The 10299-nt window shown below is 64.2% G+C and carries 9 protein-coding genes and 1 pseudogene; 4 read left to right on the forward strand and 6 right to left on the reverse strand.

Annotated features, from left to right (window positions below; translation table 11 throughout):
• Positions 1-199, reverse strand: a 199-nt coding sequence (locus Q0330_RS06520; RefSeq protein WP_299476204.1) for a hypothetical protein, incomplete at its 3' end; no start/stop codon positions are given.
• A 167-nt stretch (positions 200-366) separates the two neighbouring features.
• Between Q0330_RS06520 and Q0330_RS06525 the strand changes: the two genes are divergently transcribed.
• Positions 367-1419 (forward strand): phosphatase PAP2 family protein, encoded by a 1053-nt coding sequence (locus Q0330_RS06525; RefSeq protein WP_299476206.1) that lies wholly within the window; start codon positions 367-369, stop codon positions 1417-1419.
• Between the two features lie 14 nt (positions 1420-1433).
• Here Q0330_RS06525 and Q0330_RS06530 read toward each other — a convergent pair whose 3' ends face one another.
• The 5 genes from Q0330_RS06530 to Q0330_RS06550 form a co-directional block, all read right to left on the reverse strand.
• The gene (locus Q0330_RS06530; protein ID WP_299476209.1) at positions 1434-3419 is read right to left on the reverse strand and encodes a S8 family serine peptidase; all 1986 of its coding nucleotides are present in this window, start codon (positions 3417-3419) and stop codon (positions 1434-1436) included.
• A 543-nt stretch (positions 3420-3962) separates the two neighbouring features.
• A complete protein-coding gene (locus Q0330_RS06535; protein WP_299476212.1) occupies positions 3963-4703 on the reverse strand; it encodes an ATP-binding cassette domain-containing protein in 741 nt (246 codons plus the stop codon).
• On the reverse strand, positions 4700-5671 hold the full coding sequence (locus Q0330_RS06540) for a ribose ABC transporter (RefSeq protein ID WP_299476215.1): 972 nt from the start codon (positions 5669-5671) through the stop codon (positions 4700-4702). The genes Q0330_RS06535 and Q0330_RS06540 overlap by 4 nt, the downstream gene beginning before the upstream one ends.
• Positions 5672-5709: 38 nt before the next feature.
• Positions 5710-6687 (reverse strand): ABC transporter substrate-binding protein, encoded by a 978-nt coding sequence (locus tag Q0330_RS06545; protein WP_299476217.1) that lies wholly within the window; start codon positions 6685-6687, stop codon positions 5710-5712.
• Positions 6688-6800: 113 nt separating this feature from the next.
• Complete coding sequence (locus tag Q0330_RS06550) at positions 6801-7526, reverse strand: SDR family oxidoreductase (RefSeq protein WP_299476219.1); 726 nt, start codon at positions 7524-7526, stop codon at positions 6801-6803.
• Positions 7527-7791: 265 nt separating this feature from the next.
• Here Q0330_RS06550 and Q0330_RS06555 point away from each other — a divergent pair, with 265 nt between their 5' ends.
• The 3 genes and pseudogenes from Q0330_RS06555 to Q0330_RS06565 all read left to right on the forward strand — a co-directional run.
• Positions 7792-8565, forward strand: coding sequence for a glucose 1-dehydrogenase (locus Q0330_RS06555; RefSeq protein ID WP_299476222.1), 774 nt, complete (start codon positions 7792-7794; stop codon positions 8563-8565).
• Between the two features lie 5 nt (positions 8566-8570).
• A complete protein-coding gene (locus Q0330_RS06560) occupies positions 8571-9638 on the forward strand; it encodes a class II aldolase/adducin family protein (protein ID WP_299476225.1) in 1068 nt (355 codons plus the stop codon).
• A pseudogene (locus tag Q0330_RS06565) lies at positions 9625-10299 on the forward strand (hypothetical protein); the annotation flags it as partial. The gene Q0330_RS06560 and the pseudogene Q0330_RS06565, both read left to right, overlap by 14 nt.

Raw genomic sequence — 10299 nt, forward strand, 5'->3', positions numbered from 1 at the left:
GGGTCACATCGGTTCCGTCCGCCAATGTCGCGGAAAACGGACCACGCAACGTGATATAAAGGCGCTCGGATTGCATGCTTGCTGAGCCCTGACCCGTATAAATCGGCCCTTTCCCTCCTTTCGTCAAAACTGCGTCAAAACGAAATCGAGGCGATTTGCTGATTGACCCAATGCTAGCCCGCTTGCGAAGCTGGATCAACTATCTGCAATGGAGAGAGTGCTATGTCTGGGCTAAGCATATTGGCGAGCTTGAATGGCAGAAATGGCCGGAATGGGCGCAACGGACGGAATGGCCGAAATGGTCGTGACGGAAATGGCGGCGTTTTTCACGCTGGAAGCGAATCCGATGTGTTGCTGAGCCAGGCATTGCTGACGACGCAGCAGGGCATCACCCAGACCTGGGATACAAGGCTGTTGCGGCCCGTGACGCGGATCTCCGAAGAACCGGCACCCTCTGATACGGCCGAGTTCAAGGTCTTCAAAAAGCTGGAAATGCTCTATCAGGAGAATCTGGTCGATTATCACCTGCAGAATCTGTTCCAGCCCCTTTCCCCGCCGAATGCCGGAAAGATCGGGCTTTTCAGCCAAAGCGCCGATAGCCGGCCCCTGCTCAACCTTCCGGTTCTGGCATTTGACGGGGAATTGCTCGATCAGCAGCTGCAGATGATAAAGGCCAGCGTGCTGATGCGTGACGAGCGGATGGAGGAAATTCTGGTCCAGCAGACCGATATCATGTCCTTCTATGGCTCGCTCCACTACCTGGATGGCGCCTCGACGCATTATTCGCTGTTGCTGCTCGAGTCGCTGCTCCGGCTTGGGACGACGCTGGAAATGCCGATCAAGATGTGGATCGACACGCCGCGACCCAGTGCCTTCACCTCCTATGGCCAGCCGATCATCCAGACCCCGACCCATGCCAGCTATCCCAGCGGCCACGCGACCGAGGCCTTCGCCATTGCCACGGTGCTCTATGCCCTCGCGGCGGTGCCGAATGTCGGTGAACAGAAGCGCGGCGCGGCGAAAAACTTCAATGCCGCCACCGCCTTCGCCCCCCCACCCGCAGGGGTGGAGCCGACCTTGCTGATGCGGCTTGCCGCGCGGATCGCGGAAAACCGGACGGTGGCCGGGGTGCATTATCCGCTGGACAGCTTTGCCGGTGCCGCGATGGGCATCGCGATTGGCGAATATCTGGTCAATGCGCTGTCCGGCGGGACCGAGACCGGCGCCTACAAGATCGACCTGTCCCGGCTGGGGAGTACCTTGTTCGAATATGAACGCCTCGCCATCGGCCCGGCGGAGTCAGATGCCACGATCGAGCGTGTCGGCACCCTGTCGCTTGCCGATGTTCAGGTCGCGCCCCTGCTGCAACAGATCTGGCGCCGCGCGCGACGGGAGATGCAGGCGGCCCAACTCAGCTAGGCGGCGGCGCGGCCTCAGGGCGCGATGGCGGCCATCAGCAGTTCGCGTGACCTGATGGCTGCCGCAGCACTTGTGCCCGACAGTCGGGTCAGCGTGCCGGTATAGGTGCCCGATGCGGTCCGCCCGTAGGTCACCAGCCCGTCAACGGGCATCTCGGCGGTCGGACCGTCGATGCTGGTCCAGGGGGCTGCCTCGCCCGAATAGGCCGCAAGAACGCTGCTACCAAGGACCACACGCCGTGCGCCGGCGGTATGGATGCGCGGCTCGCCATCAGGGCCGTCGAAACGCGCGGTGGAATAGCTGCTGTTCGTCCCCGCATTGTGCAGGGGGGCGACGACATCCACTGTCAGGAAGCCATTTTCCATGACATTGACGAAATGACCGGCAAAGAACGACTGCCGCCCGCCCCGGTCAAAGCCCGGCGCACGGTCGCCGCGCTGGATTTGCAGGACCACCTCCAGCGGCTCGGATGTCGGGTTGCGCAGTTCCAGCGCCCAGTCCCCGACGGGCGCCGCCGCAATCCCCTGCACCGGCGGGCGGGTTGGGGCGATGGCCAGAAGCAGGCAGCCGATCTGGTCGGGCCGGTCGGGCAGCGCCCGCTCTGGCTGGTTGTAAAGCCGGCATGTCGCAATGCCCGAGTCGATCTCCAACGGCGGATCGGCCTTGCCCGGTCGGGCCTGCAAGGTGGCGCTGTTCTGTCCGGCAGGCTCGGTCAGGCGGATCCGGGTGCGAGCCGGTGGCGCGACCAGCCGTTCCTGACCACAGGAATCCGTGCCGATGGCCCGGATTTCCATGAAGCTGGGAAAGCCGCTTTCCGGGGGCACCATCCAGGCCGGCGCCCTGGTCCAGCTTCGCGGGGGCAGCGTCAGCCGGGCCACCTGGCTTGAGTTGCGACTGTTGCCGAAGGCATAGACGACATGCACGGTCTGTCCATCGGCTTCGGCCATGGCGACTTCCCGGGCGATCTGGTTCTCGATGAACTTGCCGCCATCCTTCTGCCCGGCCATGGCACCATAGCTGATATTCACGATCAGCGGCTTGTCGGCGGCGATCTGCCGGGCACGGTGGCACAGCCAGCGGAACCCCTGCACGATATAGCTTTCGCTGGTCGTGCCGGTGGTGTCGATGGCGGCCTCTGGCGGCAGTTGCACGGCCAGCAGCGGGATATCCGCCATTGCCGATCCGGGATCGGCCCCGAAAGCCAGATCGGCCACGGCCGTGCCGTGACTTGCCAGGGGTGGCGCAACCCGAAACTCATCGCTGCTGTAAAGGTCGCGATTGATCTCGGCATAGGCTGACCGCTCGCTGATCGATCTGTCGGAAATCAATGCGTCGATATCGCGGTTCGTCAGCACCCTGCCGATATGGACATGCACGCCGGGCAGGGCAGACGGGCCACGGTGCAACCGCTCTCGGGATTGCAGCCAGATGGCATGAAAGCGCGTCGAGACGCCGTCGGAATATCTGAACCGGCCATTGAGAAAGCCGATATCGTTGTCGATCAGCGCGCCGATGGCGGGGATGTCCTGCTGGCCCGCAATGCAGCCACCGGGTGCGGGGTCGTCCACCCTTTCGACAATGGCGGGGATGCCGACATCTATGATGTCGACATAGCGCGCGGTCTTGCGGTTTTCGGCGACGGTTTCGGCGAGCTTGCGGTAGAAGAACAGTTCCAGCGCCGGGTCGCCCGGCCCGCCAGCGGAAGCGTATTGCGACAGCGCGATCAGAACCTCTTCGGGGTCGAACCTGATGCCGTCTTGCGCCAGAAAGCCCAGGCCCTTCAACTGTGTCAGTCGCTCCGACATGCAGGGCGCGCCTGACGAAGCGCCGGCCTGCTGCAAGAACTCCTGCGCCGCCTCGGGGCTGAGCGGCTTTTTCACGCGACCAAAGACAGGTTCAAGCATCAAGGGATCGTCGTCGCCCTGCTGCCGGGCATGGGCCATTTCCAGCACCCGTGCACAATGCAGATAGCCGTCCCAGAAAAACACCTTCTCCGGCATCATGGCCTCCCCGATGACATGACCCGATTCAGCCGCCCGCAAGCAATCAGGTCAAGCCCGGAGCCGCCTTGTATTGGAAGAATGCTGATTGGACCCGGGTTTCACGGCGTTTTTGACGCTGTTTTGACGGAAGGCCGACCGGTTTGTGACGCAGGGCTGACGGCAAAGCGTTAAAGTAGGATCAGAAATGGTGAGTTGTTAACGAGTTCGGGGAGGCACTGAATATTAGCAGTGCAGTCGAAAGCTGGTTCGAGATCTTCCCGACCATTTGCGGCGCGCCGATTTGACCGGCTTATTCTGGCCTTGGTCGAACGGACGCAGCACATCGGTCCCGCAGCGTGGGGCTGACACAGGAACCTTGTCGCTTGTGGTTGGGCACAAGGATGAAATCTTCGGGACTGTTACGAGTTTAGTGAGGTCGTAACGAGTATAGGTAAGTAGGTAACGAGTATCCCGAAGGTCGAACGGCGCCAGAAAGTCTCCCTCCTGGCGCCGTTCGAGGCTTTTCTGACATCGTATCGAATCTGATTGGGCGTCCTTGGTCTACAAGGTGGCGCCCATCATCATGCGCACGATCTCCTCGTCATTGGTTTCAGCCGGGCGGCGTTCGCCGGCCACCACGCCGCGTGCCAGCACGATGATCCGGTCGGCGGCAGCGAAGATGTCGGGCAGGTTATGCGAGATCAGGATGATTCCCACGCCCTTCGCCTTCAGCCGATGGATCAGCGCCATGACCTCGCGCTGTTCAGGCACGCCAAGCGCCGCTGTTGGCTCGTCCATGATGACAAGCCTTGCCTGCCAGTGGATTGCGCGGGCGATGGCGATGGCCTGACGCTGACCGCCCGACATCTCGCGCACCGGGGCCGCCGGGTCGGGGACCACGATGCCGAGGCTTTTCATCACCTCGACCGCATCGTCGCGCATGGTCTTGCGGTCAAGGAAGGGCAGGCCCATCCGCTTCACCGTGCGTTCCCGGCCCAGATAAAGGTTCAGCCCCGGATCGAGGTTATCCGCCAGGGCGAGGTCCTGATAGATCGTCTCGATCCCCGCCGTCCGCACCGCCTCGGGCGTCTTGCCGGTCAGCTGCTCGCCCGACAGGAAAACCCGCCCGTCGGTCGGCTGATAGACGCCCGAGATCATCTTGATCACCGTCGACTTGCCGGCGCCGTTATCGCCGGCGAGCACCACGCATTCGCCCTCGTTCACGTCGAAGGTGACGTTCTTCACCGCCTCGTTGCCGCCGAAGCGCTTGTTGAGGCCGTCGACTTTCAGCAATGCCGTCATGACTTGCCCCCCACGATGCGATCCTTGGACTGGTCGACCAGGACGGCCACGATGATGACCAGACCCACGGCGACGAATTGCCAATAGGGCGGCAGGCCCGAGAAGACCAAGCCGAACTGGATCACCGCGATGATGAAGGCGCCGATGACGGTGCCCATGATCGTGCCTTGCCCGCCGGTCAGCGACGCGCCGCCGATGAAGACCGCAGCCACCGCGTAAAGCAGGATCGGTTCGCCCGAATTGGCGGCCCCGGCCGAGAAGCGGAAGGTATAGATCAGGCCGCCCATGGCGGCGGTCAGTGCCGAGATGACGAACAGGATGATGAGATGGCGCTTCACGTCCACGCCGGCACGCTCGACCGAGGCCGGATTAGCGCCGAGCGCATAGGTATGGGCGCCGAAGCGGGTGTGTTTCAGCACATAATGACAGATCAGCGCCAGCACCATGGCGATGACCAGCGGGATCGGAAAGCCGAGGATATTGCCATTGCCGAGATCGCGCGCATAGGAATTGCGGATCGACACCGTGGCACCGCCGGCCATGATCAGCGCCGCACCGCGCGCCACGCCATAGGTGCCAAGCGTGCCGATGAAGCTGGGCACGTTCAGATAGGCGACCAGCCAGCCATTCACCACGCCGACGACTGCCGCCGCGACAAAGCCCGCCAGTGCCGCGACCAGCACGATCAGCAGGCCCGCATCCGGTCCCGCCGCGCGAATGACAAGCGCGATCACCACCGAGGCCAGCCCCGAGGAAAAGGCGATGGACATGTCGATATGGCCGGCCACGATCACCAGCGTCAGCCCAAGCGCCAGAAGCAGGATCTGCGAGGCCGCGACCGAAATGGATTGCAGGTTATAGACCCGGAAGATGAAGGTGTTGCCGGTCTCGATCTGGGCATAGATCTCGAAGAAGCCGAGGATCAGGATCAGGAACAGCCAGGACCAGGCGTTGAGCAGGGACTTCACGAATGAAGCCCCCTTGTTCTGTGCCACGCTCTCCATCGTCATTCCGAATAGATGAATTTCTGCGTGGCTTCGTCATCGACATTGCTGGCGTCGATCACGGTGAAGCCGGTGCCGATGGTGGTCGGGATGGATTCGCCCTTCAGATGCGCATAGGCGGCCATGACCCCGAAATAGCCGATCTCGGCCGGGTGCTGGGCAATCGCCGCATCCACGAGACCCGACGAGATATTGTTGACGATCGAGGCCGGCGCGTCGAAGGCGATCACGGTCACCTCATCGGCCTTGCCCGCACTTTCGACCCCGTTACCGGCGCCGAGCGCGGAGAACAGGTTGGCACCGAAGACGCCCTTGATCTCCGGGTTGCGGGCCAGAACGGCCTGAAATTGCGAGGCCGCGAGCGAGGCGTCGTTTTCGTTATACTGCGTCTCCATCACCTCGATATCAGGGAAGTTCTCGGCCATTTCGGCCTTGAAGCCTTCCTCGCGCTGATCGGTCGTCGATACGCCCGGCCGCACGTTCGAGACATAGACCGCGCCCGCGCCGCCGATTGCCTCGGCCATGGCGCGCGCCGCCATCCGGCCACCGCCGATATTGTCAGATGCGATATAGGCGAAGGGGAAATCGCCATCGCCGGCACCGTCCTGATACTTGCCATCGTCGATGAAGGTATCGACGGTGATGACCGGAATGCCCGCATCCGAGGCGCGGCGCAGCGGTTCGATCATCTGGGTGCTGTCGGTCGGCGCGACCAGAATCGCGTCGGGGCCGCGACCGATCACGGCATCCAGAACCGGGGTCTGCAGGACCGGGTCGAATTCCTCGGCGCCCTGGAACTCGACGGTGATGCCAAGTGCATCCGCCGCGACCTGCGCGCCGCGATTCATGGTGATATAGAAGGCGTCGGTGGTCAGACCCGGCACCAGCGTGATGGTCATGTCCTCGCCATCCTGGGCGGCGGCCATGCCGCTGCCGCCAATGGCCAGGGCCAGTGCGGCGCTTGCGATAATCTTCTTCATGGGGTTCTCCTCCTCTGTGGTGGCCCTGCCTGGGCCGTCTTCGGCATCGCCGCGCTCTCCTCTGGCGGCGATGGGTCAGCGGGTTGGTGCGGCCCCGTGGGCGGCACCGATGTTCAGATCTGTTGGGCGCGGGGCAGGATGACCAGATCGCGGATGGTCACGTTGCGCGGACGGGTCAGCATGAACAGCGCGGCCTCGGCCACATCTTCCGAGCGCAACCCGTCGCCGGCATCGGCTTTGGCGTCGATCTCAGCCGGGTCGGAAATCCCCCAGAGATCGTTCAGCACGATGCCCGGCGCGATGGCCTGGACGCGGATATTCTGCGGGCCGACCTGCTGGCGCAGCCCGTGGGTGAAGGACTGCACCGCGTGTTTCGAGGCCGAATAGACCGGCTCCCACGGGATCGCCTGATGCCCGGCGACAGAGCTGGTGATCAGGATGTCGCCGCCGCCGCGTTCGATCATGCCGGGCAGAACCGCGCGTACGATCTGGAAGACAGCCCCGACATTGGTCTGCAACACCCGGTCGATGGCGGCGGGGTCGTTCCCGACCAGATCGCCGGCCAGATAGACGCCCGCATTGGCCATCAGGATATCGACGGGGCCAAGCTTTGCCTCCACCTCGGCCAGCAGCGCGGAGGAGGCGTCGGGTCCCGTCAGATCGGCCGGGATCGCCACCGCATTCGGCCCGATCCGTTCCGCCGCCGCGACCAGCTTGTCGGCAGAGCGCGCGACAAGCGCGACCTTCGCCCCGGCTGCGGCAAGCGCCTCGGCCGTGGCCAGACCGATGCCCGAACTGGCACCCGTGATCAGCGCAACCTTGTTCCTGACATCCGACATGCTCCCCTCCCCTGGATCACTCGCGATGGTGGCGCATGCGGGACGCGCCTGTCTGTCTCCTCCATCAAGAGGCTGGCATCAAAGATAACGCGCGTAAAGAAAAATTTTGCAGAAATTACTTATTTGGGCAAATATGGGGAACCGCCCCGCCTTGTCAGGTCCGGGATTTGCGTTGACGACCTTAACGCGTGTAAAATTTAATCTCGCCTGTCGCAGCAGGCGAATCGGTGTGGAGGCGCCGATTCGAACCAAGGGAGGGTTCTGGATGTATCTGCAGAAATTCGACTTGTCCGGTCGTCGGGCCGTCGTCACCGGCGGCGCCCAAGGGATCGGCGCCGCCTGCGCCGATGCACTGGCAGAGGCGGGCGCATCGGTGGTGATCGCCGATCTCGATCTGGCACTGGCCGAGGAAAAATCCGCCACGATCAAGGCTGCGGGTGGCATGGCCGAGGCCCGGCATCTGGATGTGACCGACAGCGCCGCCGTCGAAGCCCTGGCCGAGGCGTTGGAGGCTGTGGGCGGCACCGATATCCTGATCAACAATGCCGGGATCGTGCAATCGCTCATGCCGGCCGAGGATTGCCCGGACGATCACTGGCGGCGGCACATGGCGATCAATCTGGACGGGGTCTTCTTCTGCGCCCGCAGCTTCGGTCGTCGGATGCTGGCGCGCCGGCGCGGGGCCATCGTGAACATGGGTTCGATGTCCGGGATCATCGTCAACAAGCCGCAGGAACAAAGCTTCTACAACGCCTCCAAGGCCGGCGTGCATCAGTTGACGAAATCGCTGGCCGCCGAATGGGGCGGGCGCGGGGTGCGCGTCAATGCCGTCGCCCCCACGGTGATCGAGACCGAACTGGTCAGCCGCGTCCTGAAGGACATCCCCGAGATGGAGAAGATCTGGCTCGACATGACCCCGATGAACCGGCTTGGCCGCCCGGACGAGATCGCCTCGGTGGTGTTGTTCCTGGCCTCGGACGCGTCCAGCCTGATGACCGGCGCCATCGTCTCGGCCGATGCCGGCTATACCTGTTGGTGACGGGGATGGTGGCGCTTCCGAACGACCCGCTCTGGCAGGAATTTCTGGCCGCCTCGGCCCGGATCGGGGGCGATATCGGTTTGGTGCAGGGGGCCGGCGGCAATACCTCTCTGAAACAGGACGGAGCACTTTGGATCAAGGCCTCGGGCACCTGGCTGGCCGAGGCCGAGGCGCGCCCGATCATGGTGCCGCTGGACCTGCCAGCGCTGCGCGCGCGGGTCATGGCCGGCGATCTGGTCGAGGCCGAGGTTGCCGGCATGACCCTGCCGGGCGGGCCGGCGGGGCTGCGCGCCTCGGTCGAGGCGCCGTTCCATGCGCTGATACCGGCGCGCTGTGTCATGCATGTCCATTGCACCGACACCATCGCCATGGCGATCCGAGAGGATGCAGAAGCGCAGTTGCGCAAGCGTCTGCAGGGCCTGAACTGGCATTGGCAGCCCTATGTGAAGCCCGGCGTGCCGCTGACCAATGCCATGCGCGACGGTGGCGCGGCGGGGGCCGATATTGTCATTCTCGGCAATCACGGGCTGATTGCCAGCGCCGATACCCCCGCCGGGGCAAGGGCCCTGCTGACCGAGGTCCGCGCCCGTCTGGGCGGGCCGGTCGCTGCTACCTCATCGGTGATGGTGGCACCGCTGCAAGGGCTGTCCAGCACCGGCTATGTGCCGGCGACGGTGCCGGGCGGGCATGATCTCGTGCTTGACCCCGACCTGCGCGCGCTTGCCGGCAATTGTGCCATCGCCCCGGATTTCGTCGTCTTCTTCGGCCCGAATATCCCGATCCTGACGCCCGGCCCCGACCTGCCGGCGCGGCTTTCCGCCCTTGCCGCGCAACCCCTGCCGCGTCATGCCGTGGTGCTGGTCGAAGGCCATGGCGCGCTGATCCGCGCCAATGCCATGCGCGGCACGGCAGAGCTGCTGGCGGGCTATGTGCAGGTGCTGAAGCGGCATCTGGCGAATGGCGGCGGCGCCATCCGTCATTTCACCCCCGCCGAAAGCGCCGAATTGCTGAACTGGGACGCCGAGAAATACCGGCAGGCGATGAACAGCGGGGGCGCGGATGTCGCAAGCTGACAGCCCCCATATCGCCATTATCGACATCGGCAAGACCAACAGCCGCGCGATCCTTGCCGATCTGAAGGCGCGGCGCGAGATCGACATCCGGGCGATGGAAAACCGGGTTCTGCCCGGTCCCCCTTATCCACATCTGGATGTGGCGCGCCTGTCGGATTTCATCCTGCGCGCCCTTGCCGATTTCGCCCGCATCGCGCCGCACCTGCGGGTGCTGGTCATCGGTCATGGCGCGACCATGGCGCTTGTCGGAGATAACGGGCTGGTGCTGCCGGTGCTCGATTACGAATTCGCCGGCCCGGATGAGGTTGCGGCGGAATATGACCGCCTGCGCCCGGATTTCAGCGAGACCGGCGCGCCGCGTATGCCCGGCGGTCTGAACCTCGGCGCACAGTTTTACTGGCTGCGGCAGTGCTTTCCCGCTGAAATGGCGCAGGCCCGCCACGCGCTGTTCTGGCCGCAATTCTGGACCTGGCACCTGACCGGGCAGGCCCGCAGCGAGATTTCCTATGCCACCAGCCACAGCGATCTGTGGTCGCTGAGCGGCAAGGCACCGGCGGGCGGCGCGATGACCGAAATCACCCCCCGGGTGTTTCCGCCCCCGGCCCCGGCAGGGGCGCCTTCCGGGAAGAACCCGCCCCCAACCGCCCCCCCGCACCGCCCG

It is taken from the genome of uncultured Paracoccus sp. (genome assembly GCF_937873615.1).
Lineage (GTDB): Bacteria > Pseudomonadota > Alphaproteobacteria > Rhodobacterales > Rhodobacteraceae > Paracoccus.